We start from the raw sequence: 13,849 nt of genomic DNA, 5'->3' as shown, positions 1-13,849 counted from the left end.
ATGGGAATGATCGTTTGATAGGGGAAGATGCAATGACCGGTACCGTACCACAGATCACCCTGCCTTCGGGCCAGACGGTTCCAGCGCTGGGGCAGGGCACCTGGTATATGGGCGAGGACAGCACGCAACGCCGCTCTGAAATCGAAGCATTGAGAAGCGGTATCGATCTCGGGATGACGCTGATCGATACGGCGGAAATGTACGCAGACGGCGAGGCGGAAGATGTTGTGGGCGAAGCCATTTCGGGACGCCGTGACGACGTGTTTATCGTTAGCAAGGTATTGCCGTTCAATGCGTCACGGAACGGCACGATTGAGGCCTGCGAGAGAAGCTTGCAGCGCCTTCGCACTGATCATATCGATCTGTATCTGCTGCACTGGCGTGGGCGATATCCACTTGAAGAGATCGTCGCGGCATTCGAAGAATTGCAGCATGCCGGGAAGATCGTGAGCTGGGGCGTCAGCAATTTCGATACGGCTGACATGAAAGAGCTGGTCGGTATAACGGGTGGCAAGGCCGTCTCGACAAACCAGATACTCTACAATCTGACGCGACGAGGTCCGGAATTTGATCTGATGCCATGGTGTGCTGAGCGCAAAATTCCACTTATGGCTTATTCGCCCATTGAACAGGGTCGATTGCTGGGCAATCCCGTACTGGCAGAGATTGCAAGCGAAACGGGAGGAACGCCTGCCTCGGTCGCGCTTGCCTGGACGATGCGTAGCGGGAATGTCATTGCAATTCCAAAATCCTCCAACCTGCATCATGTGCGGGATAACAGAAAAGCCGCAGAACTGCGGCTTTCCGAAGATCAATTGAAACTTCTGGATCGGGCTTTCGCGCCACCTGCCCGAAAGACGGCGCTAGAAATGCTGTAGCCATTCATTTTCAAGCTTGTTACCCAAATTAGCTTCCACTTTTGGGCAACAAGCTTTAGCCCGCTTCCTTCTGACGAGTATCCTTCTTTGCCTGAGCGACGCTGGCGGCCTTCCGAAGCCGTCCACGTTCTGCGGGACGGACAAGGCTGTCGTATTTTTCGTTCGGGATGTTGCGCATACCATTAAGCGCATGACGCGTGTTGAAATCCTTCCCCTTTTTCTCGTTTGCTTCTTTGGTCGCGAGTGCCTTTCGGGCATTGGCTATTAATTCTGCGCTGGCGGACATTCGACGACGACGTTCAACTTCGGTATTGATGCGACGCACGGCCATGGCCAGTACAGAAACTTTCAAGTGTGAACCTTCATCCGCCTTGGAGGGCGTTGCGCCGCGAGCCGTGCCCTTTCCACGCATTTCACGTCTGCGTTGGTGGGCCTGGTCTTTTGCCTTTTTACGGCGTTCGCGGATCAGCTTTGCCAGATGGGAAAGCTCTTCGTCGGGAACGTCCTGCAAAAAAGGATGATGCGACTTTTCCACCAACTCTTTTTCGTCGGCATTGAGAGCGCGAGCTTCCTGCTTTTTGGTGACGGCCATGGGACATCCTTTCTGCTAACGACAAGATCTCTGCTGAGGAGATATAGGCCTGAACGTCACGCCGGGAAGATGTGTTGCTCATTCTGGCTCTTGAGTTGTGTTTTTTTCACTTTGTGCTTCGAGACGTTTCAGAATTGCCTTCAATTCGTTGAGAGGCAGATGTTCCGCGCCAATGGTTTCGCTTTTGGTCGTTGAGACGATACTCAAGATTTCATCGAGTTTTGCTTGTGTGGCGCTTGCTTCTCGATCCTGTGCGTTCTGGATCAGAAACACCATTAGGAAGGTGATGATGGTAGTCGATGTATTCACCACCAATTGCCACGTGTCGGAGAAGTTAAAGAACGGTCCGCTGATACCCCATATGATAATCGACAAGGTAGCCAGAACAAATGCCAGATAATGGCCGGCAAGTTCCGCAGTTTTCTCGCTGAGCTTTGTGAAGAACTGTGACATCGCAACCTCCAAACGACAGGTATGAAACGCTTGATTGAGGGGCGCGGTTCCGTATTTGCATATGCGGACGGAACCTTCGGGCGCTGGTTACCGTTTGATCTACGCAAAGAACGCGGAGGTAAAGCGATGGAGATTGTCGAAACCCGCATCAGTTCCGTCGGGGGATTCAAACTCTATATGGTGGAGTTTGTCACTGAGGGCGAAGAAAAGATCACCGTCAAGGTTGAGAACGAGGCAGAAGCCGAACTGGCACGTGATGAAGTGCTACGCCGCGCTGCGATGAAGCTCGGTGAAGCGTTGGGTGTTGCATGTATGGAATGCGGTATTCAGCCTGAAAGCCTGCTGACACGCCCAAGCGCACGCCGTGCTGGAGACCGGGCAGAGCTCGAGCGCCAACTGGACGAAGGGTTGGAGGATACGTTTCCCGCCAGCGATCCAGTATCTGTTACTGGCTCGACGATTGCCGGTTTTGCCGGGCCGAAAAACTGAACGATGGTTATAAGCAAGAAGCCGGGCTATTCACCCGGCTTCTGAAGTTGTTCAGAAAATGAGTCCTGTAATGGGCGTATCTATCTGAAAATACTCACAGATTGCGACGCTTGCCTTCCATCAGATCGAGCACGGCGCGGGCGCAGTCGAGCACATTCGAACCTGGTCCGAATACTGCCGCCACACCATGGTCGAACAGATACTGATAATCCTGACGCGGAACGACACCGCCGCAGACGACGATGATATTTTCCGCGCCCTTCTTGCGGAGGGTGTCGACAAGCTGCGGCAGGAGCGTTTTGTGACCGGCTGCAAGCGACGAAACTCCAAGAACATGCACCTTGGACTTGATCGCCATATCGGCTGCTTCATCTGGAGTCTGAAACAGGGGGCCAGCCAATACTTCGAAGCCGATATCACCAAATGCTGACGCAATGATTTTGGCGCCGCGATCATGGCCGTCCTGGCCGAGCTTTGCCACCATCACTTTCGGGGTTTCACCGATCTGCTTCGAGAAATCACCGAGCCGGTCAACCAGCGTCTGATATTCCGGCTCGTCCTTGTAGGCCGCGCCGTAGACTTTCTTGACGATTTTCGGAACGGCGGCATGATCTCCAAATGCGTGGCGCATGGCATCGGAAATTTCACCGACGCTGGCGCGGGCGCGGGAAGCTTCAACGGCGGCCGCGAGAAGATTGCCTTCACCGGTCCTGGCGACTTTTTCCAACTCCGCAAGGGCTGCTTCGACTTTTACCTTGCTGCGCGTTTCCTTGATACGATTGAGACGTACAATCTGCGACTGGCGAACGGCGCTATTGTCGATTTCCAGAATGTCGATTTCGTCTTCCTGCTCGAGGCGGAATTTGTTGACCCCGACAATGACTTCTTCGCCCTTGTCGACTGCTGCCTGCCGTTTGGTGGCTGCTTCTTCGATGAGGCGCTTCGGAAGGCCGCTTTCGACAGCCTTTGTCATGCCGCCGAGTTTCTCGACTTCCTCGATCAGTGCCCATGCCTTTTCGGCCAGTTCATTGGTGAGGCTTTCAATGTAATAAGAACCTGCCAGTGGATCGACTACTTTGGTCACACCGGTTTCGTTCTGGAGGATAAGCTGTGTATTGCGGGCAATGCGAGCCGAAAATTCTGTCGGCAAAGCAATGGCTTCGTCGAAGGAATTGGTGTGGAGCGACTGGGTGCCGCCGAGTGCCGCAGACATTGCTTCAAATGCCGTGCGGACGATATTGTTATAAGGGTCCTGTTCCTGAAGCGATACGCCTGAAGTCTGGCAATGCGTACGCAACATCAGCGAGCCGGGTTTCTTCGGATCGAATTCCTTCATGATGCGCGACCAAAGCAGGCGCGCAGCGCGCAGCTTGGCGATTTCCATGAAGAAGTTCATGCCTATAGCGAAGAAGAACGACAGGCGACCCGCAAAATCATCGACATTCAGGCCCTTGTTCAGGGCTGCGCGTACATATTCACGGCCATCCGCAAGCGTGAAGGCCAGTTCCTGAACCAGCGTCGCGCCCGCTTCCTGCATGTGATAGCCGGAAATGGAAATCGAGTTGAACTTCGGCATTTCGGTAGCGGTATAGGCGATGATATCCGCAATGATCCGCATGGAGGGTTCCGGCGGATAGATATAGGTATTGCGGACCATGAACTCCTTGAGAATGTCGTTCTGGATCGTTCCGGAAAGCTGCGCGCGGGGAACGCCCTGTTCTTCACCCGCCACAATGAAATTGGCGAGAATCGGGATCACCGCACCGTTCATGGTCATGGAAACGGAGATTTTTTCAAGCGGGATGCCATCGAAAAGAACCTTCATGTCCTCCACGGAATCGATGGCAACGCCAGCCTTGCCCACATCACCTTCAACGCGTGGATGGTCGCTGTCATAACCGCGATGCGTGGCAAGGTCGAAAGCAACCGAAACGCCCTGCTGACCAGCGGCAAGAGCCTTGCGGTAGAAGGCGTTTGATTCTTCAGCCGTGGAGAAGCCCGCATATTGCCGGATGGTCCATGGACGGCCCGCATACATGGTTGCACGCGGCCCGCGCAGGAAAGGCTCAAAACCGGGCAGGGTGCCCAGATGGTCGATGCCCTGCAGGTCGTCTTCCGTGTAGAGCGGCTTGACGTCAATGCCTTCCGGCGTATGCCAAGTGAGGCTGTCGACTGGCCGTTTCAGTTCCTTCTCGGCCAAGGTTTCCCAGTCTGCTCGGGTGGTGGGGCGCTCGCTCATATCGAACCTCACTCAAATTCCATAATCAGTTCATCCACGGCGAGGCTTGCACCTGCTTCCGCCGTAATGCGCTTTACGGTAGCACGGCGTTCCGCTCGCAGCACGTTTTCCATCTTCATGGCTTCCACGGTGGCCAGCGGCTGACCAGCCTCGACCGTTTCACCATTCTTGACAAGGATTGATGTGATGACGCCGGGCATCGGGCAGAGCAACATCTTTGACGTATCAGGAGGCAGCTTTACCGGCATGAGCTGTGCAAGTTCTGCGATGCGCGGCCTGCGGACGTGGGCAACTACATCCATACCGCGCCAGCGCAAACGCCAGCCAGTGCCCGAGCGCGAAACCTTGATAGCGATGGGCTTGCCGCCAACGGTAAACGAGCCCAGATGGCTGCCCGGATGCCAGTCGCTGGCAACTGGCAGGCTGCCGCCATCCACGAAATTGATCGTCGTTCCGCCTTCACCTTCTGCAATTCGAACCGGCAAAGTGAGCCCGCCAAGTGTCGCCACCCAGTCGGTCGCCACAGATTGCTGTTCGCTGGAAATCCGCCCGGTAATCTGCACGTTGCGCTGTTCGATTGCCAGATTGATCTGGGCTGCAACTGCTGCAAGCACCCGCGCATCATCTTCGGAAACCGATACTCCGGCAAAGCCGTCCGGATATTCCTCGGCGATGAATGCGGTTGTGAGGGCACCCTCGCGGAAGCGTGGATGATCCATCACAGCCGACAGGAAAGGCAGGTTGTGGCCGATGCCTTCAACCTCGAATGCGTCCAGAGCATCTCCCATTGCATTGATGGCGCTGATGCGGTCCGGGCCCCACGTGCAGAGCTTTGCGATCATCGGATCATAATACATCGAAATTTCGCCGCCTTCGAACACGCCGGTATCGTTGCGCACGATTGTACCATCCGAATTGCGGCCTTCGACTGGAGGGCGATAACGGGTAAGTCTGCCGATAGAAGGCAGGAAGTTACGATATGGGTCTTCCGCGTAGAGGCGGCTTTCCATTGCCCAACCGTTCAGCTTCACGTCGCTCTGGTCGAAACGGAGCTTTTCTCCAGATGCAACGCGGATCATTTCTTCCACGAGGTCGATGCCGGTAATGAGTTCCGTCACCGGATGCTCGACCTGCAAACGCGTATTCATTTCAAGGAAGTAGAATTGACGCGCGCCATCAACGATGAATTCCACCGTGCCGGCTGAAAAATATCCAACCGCTTTTGCGAGAGCCACGGCCTGTTCGCCCATGGCCTTGCGGGTCGCTTCATCAAGGAAGGGTGACGGCGCCTCTTCGATGACCTTCTGATTGCGGCGCTGGATCGAGCATTCGCGTTCACCGAGATAGACAACGTTACCGTGCTGATCGCCCAGAACCTGAATTTCGATATGGCGCGGCTGCGTGACGAATTTTTCGATGAAGATGCGGTCGTCGCCGAAAGAGGACTTTGCCTCGTTGCGCGATAGCTGGAAACCTTCGCGAGCTTCGTCGTCGTTCCACGCGATGCGCATGCCTTTACCGCCGCCGCCAGCAGAAGCCTTGATCATCACAGGATAGCCGATGGATGTGGAAATGCGAACTGCTTCGTCGGCGTCCTCGATCAAACCCATATGACCGGGCACAGTGGAAACACCGGCTTCGGATGCAAGCTTCTTCGAGGTAATCTTGTCGCCCATGGCGTCAATTGCGTTCACCGGCGGCCCGATGAAGGTGACGTTGGCGGCCTTCAGTGCTTGAGCGAAACGCGGATTTTCCGACAGAAAGCCATAGCCGGGATGCACGGCATCCGCGCCGGTTTCCTTGATAGCCGCGAGGATCTTGTCGATGACGATATAGGACTGATTGGACGGCGCTGGTCCGATATGGATTGCTTCGTCGGCCATTTTGACATGCAGGGCGTTGCGGTCGGCGTCGGAATAGACCGCCACCGTTGCGATGCCCATTTTCTTCGCCGTCTTGATGACCCGGCATGCGATTTCGCCGCGATTGGCAATGAGAATTTTCTTGATCATGTGCTTTTACTCAAATGAACCGGATCATTGCCACGGCATGATCCCGAAAAGTGGGAACCGGTTTTCGGATAAGATCATGCGAAACTAAAGCGGAATGGTGTCGTGCTTCTTCCATGGCGTGCTTTGCTGCTTATTGCGCAGGCTGGCAAAAGCGCGGGCAATGCGGCGGCGCGAGGAATGCGGCATGATGACTTCGTCGATGAATCCACGTTCAGCGGCCACGAACGGATTAGCAAAACGCTCCTCATACTCCTTCGTGCGCGCGGCGATTTTCTCGACATCGCCCAGTTCCGAACGATAGAGAATTTCTGTTGCCCCCTTGGCACCCATGACCGCGATTTCCGCCGTCGGCCATGCATAATTGATGTCAGCGCCGATATGTTTCGAGGCCATCACGTCATAGGCTCCACCATAGGCCTTGCGGGTGATAAGCGTGACCATGGGAACGGTGGCTTGCGAATAGGCGAAGAGCAGCTTTGCGCCGTGCTTGATGACGCCGCCATATTCCTGTGCCGTGCCCGGCAGGAAGCCCGGAACGTCCACAAGGGTCAGGATCGGGATATTGAAGGCATCGCAAAAGCGAACAAAGCGGGCAGCCTTGCGCGATGAATCGATATCAAGACAACCGGCAAGCACCATGGGCTGGTTTGCGACCACACCGATGGTTTGACCGTCCATGCGAATGAAGCCGGTGATGATGTTCTTTGCAAAAGATTCCTGAATTTCGAAGAAATCGCTTTCGTCTGCCAGCGCGTGGATAAGCTCCTTCATGTCGTAGGGCTTGGTGGCGCTATCCGGGATCAATGTGTCGAGCCGCATTTCGAGCCGTGCCGGATCGTCGAATACCGGACGTACGGGCGGCTTTTCGCGATTGTTGAGCGGCAGGAAGTCGAACAGAATGCGGACCTGTTCCAGCGCTTCGATATCGTTCTCATAAGCGCCGTCGGCGACCGATGATTTTCTGGTGTGGGTCGAGGCACCGCCCAGTTCCTCCGCCGTGACAATTTCGTTGGTCACGGTTTTCACCACGTCGGGGCCTGTCACGAACATATAGGAACTGTCACGCACCATGAAGATGAAGTCGGTCATGGCAGGCGAGTAGACCGCGCCGCCAGCACAGGGGCCCATGATGACGGAGATCTGCGGCACCACACCGGATGCATCCACATTGCGCTTGAACACGTCGGCATAACCCGCGAGCGACGCAACGCCTTCCTGAATGCGGGCGCCACCGGAATCGTTGAGCCCGATGACCGGCGCGCCGTTCTTCATGGCCATATCCATGATCTTGCAGATTTTCTGTGCATGGGTTTCGGACAATGAGCCGCCCAGAACGGTAAAATCCTGGCTGAACACATAGACCTGCCGACCGTTGATCGTGCCCCAGCCTGTCACCACGCCGTCTCCGGCAACCTTCTGCTTTTCCATGCCGAAGTCGGTGCAGCGGTGGGTGACATACATGTCGAACTCCTCGAACGATCCCTCGTCGAGAAGCACTTCGATCCTTTCGCGGGCAGTGAGCTTGCCTTTGCCGTGCTGGGCATCGATGCGGCGCTGGCCGCCGCCAAGGCGGGCCTCCGCGCGACGGGCTTCGAGCTGTTCAAGAAGTTCCTGCATAAAGTCCCCACTTTTGGGCGGCCTTTGGAAGGCGAGTTATGAAACTGAAAAGATAGTCTTTTTCTCCTTTCCTGCTTAAAATCCGAAGGCGCTCCGGAAAAGCTTGAAAAGGTGCGATTGTGTAGGATATTAATTTGCAAATAGCGAAATGCGAATTTGCAAATATGGCACCGAGAAAACTTTATATCGGCAGAAAGATACGCGAAATACGCGAGCAGCATAAGGCAACCCAATCGGGCTTTGCCGAACGACTTGGTATTTCAACGAGTTACCTCAATCAGATTGAGAATAATCAACGGCCTGTTTCCGCTGCGGTCCTGCTGGCACTGGCTGAAAACTATCAGATCGATATAGGCGCTATTTCACTGGGGGATGATGATCGGTTGCTTTCAGCAGTTTCTGAAGCGCTCGCCGATCCCGTTTTTGACAATTACAAGCCGAACCTGCAGGAATTGAAGCTCATTACGCAAAATGCGCCGGGGCTGGCGCATGCGCTGATAGCGTGCCATCAGGCCTATCGCCGTAACAGCGAGCAGCTCGCAAGTCTGGATAATCAGCTTGGCCGCGCTCCCTCCACTGCCGAGCCTGCGCCCTACGAGGAAGTTCGCGACTTTTTCCATTTTATCGACAATTACGTACATGAGATTGATATTGCGGCAGAAAAGCTTGCGGTGGAACTAAATATCCCGGGCAGGGATATTGGCGTGGCCTTGCCGCAATATATGGAGCAGCATCACCGGGTGCATATTGCGCGGGCTGGACCGGAGGAGGCAGTCCTGCGTCGGTTCGATCCTGCAGCACGGGTGCTTTATCTCAACCCCTATTCCCCCGCCTCAACCCGCAATTTCCAGATCGCGTTCCAAATCGCCGAACTGGAGATGGAAGAACTGGTGAGCACGATTGCTAGACGCGCCGATTTTCGCTCTGCCGAGGCTGTTGAAATTTGCAAGATCGGCTTGCGCAACTATTTCGCCGGGGCGCTGCTGTTGCCCTATCAGATATTCCTCTCAGCAGCGAAAGAACTGCGTCATGACCTGGAACTGCTGGCATCGCGATTTGGGGCAAGTCTTGAGCAGGTCGCGCATCGGCTCAGCACCTTGCAGCGTTCCGGCCATCGGGGCGTGCCGGTGTTCTTTGCGCGTATAGACCGGGCCGGTAATATCACGAAACGACACAGTGCCGCCAAGTTGCAGTTTGCACGCTATGGTGCTGCGTGCCCGCTGTGGAATGTGCATCAGGCGTTTGAGACACCGGGGCGGATCATCCGCCAGCTGGCCGAAACACCGGATGGCGCGCGTTATCTTTGCATTGCGACAGAACTAACCAAGAGCGAGGGCGGCTTCAATGCGCCCCAGCGGCGCTACGCTATCGCCCTTGGCTGTGAGGTGGCCTATGCGCAGGATTTTGTCTATGCGGACGGGCTCGATATCGCTGTCCGTTCGGCCTTCGATCCGATCGGTGTTTCCTGCCGTATTTGCGAGCGTGCTGAATGCGTGCAACGGGCCGTTCCACCGCTAAAAAGCAGATTGGCGGTCGATCACGACCGCCGCGGAATTTTGCCTTATCGTTTGCTCTGAATATCAAAAGCCGGCATGTTCCTTAAGGAACTCAGCTTCTTCATGGGTCGTATCGCGGCCAAGCACCTCGTTGCGATGGGGGAAGCGTCCAAAGCGTTCGATGATATCATGATGTTGGCGGGCAAAGCCGAGCGAGAATTCGTCGCCGAGCCTTTCGTAGAGATCGACGCAACGCTTCTGGTCGCTCAGATATTCGCTATGCATGAACGGAAGATAGAAGAACTGGCGTTGTTCTGGTGACAGCTTCCGGTCGAAATCATGATCGAGCGCCTGTGCCGCCACATCGCGGGCCAATCCGTCGCTTTCGAAAGAACGGGGTGAACCACGGAACATGTTGCGCGGAAACTGATCGAACAGAATGGTGAGCGCAAGTGCGCTTTCCGGCTGCTGTTTCCAGTGTTCCAGCTTGTCGGCGCGAGCATCTTCATAAGCCGCCAGAAATTTCTCACGAATTTCCGTGTCGATCTCATCACTTTTGCTGAACCAGTTTTCCCGCATCTTGGGCGAAAACCAGAAATCGAGAACGTCCTTGGGTTCGATAGCCATGACAGGCCTCCTCTGGCTTTATTGTGCTGGCTGGTTTGCGCCTTCCGGCTGAGGGCAGGGTGGTTCGCCCTTGAAATTGCGCGACATGCAGGCGAATCGGTCAAAGCTCTTGCCTGTGTCCATGGCGGCCTTGCCTGCTCCCCCACATCCTGCAAGAACAGCCAGAGAAATCAGAATGGCGAAGTTTTTCATGGGGGTCCTTTCAGGGGCCATGTGGTCTGCTCGTATAATAGGGACCGCAATCTGCAGCCGCAACTGCGGCACTGATCAACTAGCCTCTACCACGATAGTTGGGCACGCCTTGTTCCGGTACCCAGACGTTCTGCGGTGCCGCTCCTGTTTGGAAGAAAACGTCGATGGGAATACCGCCGCGTGGATACCAATAGCCGCCGATCCTGAGCCATTCCGGCTCCAGAAGCTCCACGAGGCGCTTGCCTATGGTCACGGTGCAGTCTTCGTGGAATGCGCCGTGATTGCGGAAGGAGAAAAGAAACAGTTTCAGGGATTTGCTTTCCACCAGCCATTGCCCGGGAACATAGTCGATCACCAGATGCGCGAAATCGGGCTGGCCTGTCATTGGGCAGAGCGAGGTGAACTCAGGCGCGGTAAAGCGAACACAGTAAGGCGTGCCAGCTTGCGGATTTGCCACCCGTTCCAGGATAGCTTCCTCCGGAGATTGCGGTACCGGAGTGCTTGAGCCGAGCTGCTTTAGATCGGAATATATTGTCTTTTCAGACATTTGCGTGCCTTTGTTTCAAGCCACGTCGCAGTCTTGTCGCGCATGATTGCGCTTGTCCTTGTTTTGACCGGGTAGGCTGCGACCGGTGGCAAATTGCCAATGATGGGGGAGCTAGCAGACCACAACGATCCCGTAAAGAGTGCAAACAAAAGCCCGCGCATGGAGCGCGGGCATAAGCATCAGACTGTTCTTGCTGTTCAGCGGCGATCAGAAATGGCACATCCAATGGCAACGCCGATGAGAATGCCGATAATTCCGGCAGTTCCGAAAAGTGTCGTCGCTGTGCCCGGATTTTCCCGAACCGTCTCGGCAACCACCTGGCCGCGTTCACGCACGGCTTGCGCGGCATGACGGAAACGACCGGACGCATCATCCATGGCGTCCTCTGCGCGTTCTCTCAGCTCGCCAGAATGTGACGCCAGTGACTTAGAAAGGCGCTTCAGTTCATTGCGCATATCGGCGATTTGCTTTTCGAGAGCCTGCTGGATGTCGTTCGTGATCTTTTCGTCGGCCATTTGAAGTCTCCGTTGAATTGATGACGATAAAACGAGTGAAAACGCGTTCGGTTCCATGCTGCGGCAATGCGGTTAACAAACATGGTAAACCGCTCGTAAACCATTTTAATTTAATCTTTTCGAATACAAGAACGATCTGGAGCGGGGCCAGAATGTATATCGAAAAAGATGCGCTTGTTGGCAGTTGCGAGCCGGTAGCTGCGCGTGTTGTCCGTGCTGCTCGTTTGGCCCGACAGTGTGTTGACCAGCTTCAGCCAGACCATGTTCGTGCCCAGGCTGAAGCGGCTTTGACGCTTCTGCTTGATGATCCTTCGCCGAAAGTGCGCATGGCTATGGCAGATGTACTTTCGACCAGTGTGCACTCGCCCCTGCATATTGTGACGGCGCTTGCCGCCGACCAGCCCGAGGTTGCGGGTTACATCCTAGCACGCTCGACACTCCTCAGCGACGCAGATCTGATTGATCGTGTGGCCTATGGTGCGCCCTCAATGCAGGTTTTGGTTGCTGCGCGCCCGCATGTTTCATTTGCAGTCGCGGCGGCAATCGCCGAAGTTGGAAACAACGAGGCAGTTGCTGAAATGCTGTTTAACAGCTGTGCCCGTATCGCTCCGGTTTCATTCCGGCGCATAAGCGAACGCTGTGGTCATGATGCCCTCGTGCGCGAGGCTTTGCTGGCCCATCCGCGTCTTCCTGCGGAATGCCGTCATCTTCTGGCTGTGAAAGTCGGGGAGGTTTTGCAATCTCTTCCGCTGGTGAAATTGCTTCTGGGTGAACGCCGCGCCGATAAGCTTGTGGGTGATGCGACGGCTCGCGCATCCATGCAACTGGCGGAAACTTGTTCGCAGGAAGAACTTCCGGCGCTGGTCGAGCATCTGCGTCTGCGCGGTGAAATCACGACAAGTTTTGTTATCCGTGCAGTTGCCGGAGGCCGTATAGACTTCTTCGCGAGCCTGCTGGCTGCGCTTTCCGATCTCGATGACGCACGGATCTGTGCAATTATTTCCGGCGGTCGTCCGGCGGCACTTGCCGCACTACTTCGCTCTGCGGGGTTGAGCGATGCGACGCATGCGCCCTTGATTGTTGCCATCGAGGCCTGGCGTGCGGTTGCTGCCGGACGGATGCGGATGGGCGCCGCTGAAATATCGGCGTTGATGTGCGAGGCCGCAGGGGGCAGTCGGTTTGCTGCCGCCAATGACGATCTGGCTGCATTGCTGCGCTCGATCCATCTGGAGTTCATGCGTGAATCGGCACGGGACAGGCTGCAAGCTATTCCAGCAGCCTGATTAGCTTTCCTGCCGGAAGGGACGGATAAGGCTGAGGCCATAGCCAACAGCAATGCCAAGTATGGCTCCGGCAGCTTTGAAAACGAAGTCGATGAACTCGCCATGACGTCCGGGCGCGAGACGCTGCATCAGTTCGAAAAGTGCGGCGCAGCCAACGGTCAACAAAAGAACGCCCATCCAGTGGCGAGGGTAGGCAAGGGCAAATAAGGCGCCGACCAGAAAGAAAGCTGCAAACCGTTCAAGATCGACGGGCTCACCTGTTACGGGGCGGAATTTTATCGGACTAATCGTAACTGCAAGGATGGCCAGAAGTATCAACCAGGCGCCAATGCGCAAAAATCGCTTCATGAAATGCGCCTTTATTCATCCGTATGATCGCCGGGAGGCTCGTCTTGTTTCGGGTCGCCACAACGTTGGTACATTCGGTCGGTTATTGATTTCTTCAGTGCGTTACCGAATGGCAACTCATAATGGGAAATGACATCGACGCCCATACACCATTTAACGTCATGAGGCGACAGGCCATAATTGGTTTCGAGAAAACCAAGTGCATAATTCATGCCTTCGTCACATTGGTCCGTCTGGCAGAAATTACCGTCTCTGGCGAGCTGGCGAATCGAGCCTTCACCAATCTTGACCACAATTGGTTCAACGGCAAATGGTGCAGCACCTATTACGGCGATGACGACAAGTCCGATTAAAGTAAATTTTATTGAGCGCCGCATGAATCGCCATTTGTAACTGGTTTTCGCAAGTTCATAACGCATGAGCGGCAATATGATGGCAAGTCGCCACAACGCGAAATCAACGAAAATACGGGGGTTTCGGCCCGACTATTTCTAAAAATGCGTTCACTGTTCCCAATGATATGATGGGCTGATCATCCTCGTTTTCACTAAATTGTAGCTA

Annotated in this window: 15 protein-coding genes; 4 read left to right on the top strand and 11 right to left on the bottom strand. The window is 55.1% G+C overall.

The window, feature by feature from the left end; genetic code table 11:
• Positions 1-32: 32 nt before the first annotated feature.
• The gene (locus HWX93_RS11275; RefSeq protein WP_176037431.1) at positions 33-878 is read left to right on the top strand and encodes an aldo/keto reductase; all 846 of its coding nucleotides are present in this window, start codon (positions 33-35) and stop codon (positions 876-878) included.
• Positions 879-933: 55 nt separating this feature from the next.
• Here the strand turns inward: HWX93_RS11275 and HWX93_RS11270 are convergent, their stop codons facing one another.
• Complete coding sequence (locus tag HWX93_RS11270) at positions 934-1,470, bottom strand: hypothetical protein (RefSeq protein ID WP_109987739.1); 537 nt, start codon at positions 1,468-1,470, stop codon at positions 934-936.
• 78 nt (positions 1,471-1,548) lie between these two features.
• Positions 1,549-1,923: a low affinity iron permease family protein gene (locus HWX93_RS11265; RefSeq protein ID WP_109987740.1), complete on the bottom strand. Its 375-nt coding sequence runs from the start codon at positions 1,921-1,923 to the stop codon at positions 1,549-1,551.
• A 126-nt stretch (positions 1,924-2,049) separates the two neighbouring features.
• On the opposite strand from HWX93_RS11265, the gene HWX93_RS11260 reads away from it, so the two are divergent.
• Positions 2,050-2,412, top strand: a complete 363-nt coding sequence (locus tag HWX93_RS11260; protein WP_176037430.1) for a hypothetical protein — start codon at positions 2,050-2,052, stop codon at positions 2,410-2,412.
• A gap of 94 nt (positions 2,413-2,506) precedes the next feature.
• On the opposite strand, the gene scpA is transcribed toward HWX93_RS11260, so the two are convergent.
• The 3 genes from scpA to HWX93_RS11245 form a co-directional block, all read right to left on the bottom strand.
• Positions 2,507-4,651 carry a methylmalonyl-CoA mutase gene (gene scpA / locus HWX93_RS11255; protein ID WP_176037429.1) on the bottom strand — a complete coding sequence of 715 codons (2,145 nt, stop codon included), beginning with the start codon at positions 4,649-4,651 and terminating at the stop codon, positions 2,507-2,509.
• A gap of 8 nt (positions 4,652-4,659) precedes the next feature.
• Positions 4,660-6,663 carry an acetyl-CoA carboxylase biotin carboxylase subunit gene (locus HWX93_RS11250; protein WP_176037428.1) on the bottom strand — a complete coding sequence of 668 codons (2,004 nt, stop codon included), beginning with the start codon at positions 6,661-6,663 and terminating at the stop codon, positions 4,660-4,662.
• 84 nt (positions 6,664-6,747) lie between these two features.
• Positions 6,748-8,280 (bottom strand): acyl-CoA carboxylase subunit beta, encoded by a 1,533-nt coding sequence (locus tag HWX93_RS11245; RefSeq protein ID WP_176037427.1) that lies wholly within the window; start codon positions 8,278-8,280, stop codon positions 6,748-6,750.
• A 164-nt stretch (positions 8,281-8,444) separates the two neighbouring features.
• On the opposite strand from HWX93_RS11245, the gene HWX93_RS11240 reads away from it, so the two are divergent.
• Positions 8,445-9,857, top strand: a complete 1,413-nt coding sequence (locus tag HWX93_RS11240) for a helix-turn-helix domain-containing protein (RefSeq protein ID WP_176037426.1) — start codon at positions 8,445-8,447, stop codon at positions 9,855-9,857.
• 3 nt (positions 9,858-9,860) lie between these two features.
• Here the strand turns inward: HWX93_RS11240 and HWX93_RS11235 are convergent, their stop codons facing one another.
• The 4 genes from HWX93_RS11235 to HWX93_RS11220 form a co-directional block, all read right to left on the bottom strand.
• Complete coding sequence (locus tag HWX93_RS11235; RefSeq protein ID WP_176037425.1) at positions 9,861-10,403, bottom strand: DUF924 family protein; 543 nt, start codon at positions 10,401-10,403, stop codon at positions 9,861-9,863.
• Between the two features lie 18 nt (positions 10,404-10,421).
• On the bottom strand, positions 10,422-10,595 hold the full coding sequence (locus HWX93_RS11230; RefSeq protein ID WP_176037424.1) for a hypothetical protein: 174 nt from the start codon (positions 10,593-10,595) through the stop codon (positions 10,422-10,424).
• Between the two features lie 79 nt (positions 10,596-10,674).
• Positions 10,675-11,142 (bottom strand): preQ(1) synthase, encoded by a 468-nt coding sequence (queF, locus tag HWX93_RS11225; protein ID WP_176037423.1) that lies wholly within the window; start codon positions 11,140-11,142, stop codon positions 10,675-10,677.
• Between the two features lie 197 nt (positions 11,143-11,339).
• Positions 11,340-11,657 (bottom strand): DUF883 family protein, encoded by a 318-nt coding sequence (locus HWX93_RS11220; protein WP_061346182.1) that lies wholly within the window; start codon positions 11,655-11,657, stop codon positions 11,340-11,342.
• Positions 11,658-11,809: 152 nt separating this feature from the next.
• On the opposite strand from HWX93_RS11220, the gene HWX93_RS11215 reads away from it, so the two are divergent.
• Positions 11,810-12,940, top strand: a complete 1,131-nt coding sequence (locus tag HWX93_RS11215) for a DUF2336 domain-containing protein (protein WP_176037422.1) — start codon at positions 11,810-11,812, stop codon at positions 12,938-12,940.
• Here HWX93_RS11215 and HWX93_RS11210 read toward each other — a convergent pair whose 3' ends face one another.
• Both HWX93_RS11210 and HWX93_RS11205 read right to left on the bottom strand, forming a co-directional pair.
• Positions 12,941-13,288, bottom strand: a complete 348-nt coding sequence (locus HWX93_RS11210) for a VanZ family protein (protein WP_109987747.1) — start codon at positions 13,286-13,288, stop codon at positions 12,941-12,943.
• An 11-nt stretch (positions 13,289-13,299) separates the two neighbouring features.
• The gene (locus tag HWX93_RS11205; protein WP_176037450.1) at positions 13,300-13,665 is read right to left on the bottom strand and encodes a hypothetical protein; all 366 of its coding nucleotides are present in this window, start codon (positions 13,663-13,665) and stop codon (positions 13,300-13,302) included.
• Positions 13,666-13,849: the final 184 nt, after the last annotated feature.

The organism is Brucella tritici (assembly GCF_902825325.1).
In the GTDB taxonomy this organism is placed as follows: Bacteria; Pseudomonadota; Alphaproteobacteria; order Rhizobiales; family Rhizobiaceae; genus Brucella.
This window is presented reverse-complemented; position numbering and strand designations above follow the sequence as displayed.

Excerpts from the sequence above, each read along its gene's own strand:
- HWX93_RS11275 (WP_176037431.1), top strand. The coding sequence starts at position 33 with ATGACCGGTACCGTACCACAGATCACCCTGCCTTCGGGCCAGACGGTT.
- HWX93_RS11270 (WP_109987739.1), bottom strand. The coding sequence starts at position 1,470 with ATGGCCGTCACCAAAAAGCAGGAAGCTCGCGCTCTCAATGCCGACGAA.
- HWX93_RS11265 (WP_109987740.1), bottom strand. The coding sequence starts at position 1,923 with ATGTCACAGTTCTTCACAAAGCTCAGCGAGAAAACTGCGGAACTTGCC.
- HWX93_RS11260 (WP_176037430.1), top strand. The coding sequence starts at position 2,050 with ATGGAGATTGTCGAAACCCGCATCAGTTCCGTCGGGGGATTCAAACTC.
- scpA (WP_176037429.1), bottom strand. The coding sequence starts at position 4,651 with ATGAGCGAGCGCCCCACCACCCGAGCAGACTGGGAAACCTTGGCCGAG.
- HWX93_RS11250 (WP_176037428.1), bottom strand. The coding sequence starts at position 6,663 with ATGATCAAGAAAATTCTCATTGCCAATCGCGGCGAAATCGCATGCCGG.
- HWX93_RS11245 (WP_176037427.1), bottom strand. The coding sequence starts at position 8,280 with ATGCAGGAACTTCTTGAACAGCTCGAAGCCCGTCGCGCGGAGGCCCGC.
- HWX93_RS11240 (WP_176037426.1), top strand. The coding sequence starts at position 8,445 with ATGGCACCGAGAAAACTTTATATCGGCAGAAAGATACGCGAAATACGC.
- HWX93_RS11235 (WP_176037425.1), bottom strand. The coding sequence starts at position 10,403 with ATGGCTATCGAACCCAAGGACGTTCTCGATTTCTGGTTTTCGCCCAAG.
- HWX93_RS11230 (WP_176037424.1), bottom strand. The coding sequence starts at position 10,595 with ATGAAAAACTTCGCCATTCTGATTTCTCTGGCTGTTCTTGCAGGATGT.
- queF (WP_176037423.1), bottom strand. The coding sequence starts at position 11,142 with ATGTCTGAAAAGACAATATATTCCGATCTAAAGCAGCTCGGCTCAAGC.
- HWX93_RS11220 (WP_061346182.1), bottom strand. The coding sequence starts at position 11,657 with ATGGCCGACGAAAAGATCACGAACGACATCCAGCAGGCTCTCGAAAAG.
- HWX93_RS11215 (WP_176037422.1), top strand. The coding sequence starts at position 11,810 with ATGTATATCGAAAAAGATGCGCTTGTTGGCAGTTGCGAGCCGGTAGCT.
- HWX93_RS11210 (WP_109987747.1), bottom strand. The coding sequence starts at position 13,288 with ATGAAGCGATTTTTGCGCATTGGCGCCTGGTTGATACTTCTGGCCATC.
- HWX93_RS11205 (WP_176037450.1), bottom strand. The coding sequence starts at position 13,665 with ATGCGGCGCTCAATAAAATTTACTTTAATCGGACTTGTCGTCATCGCC.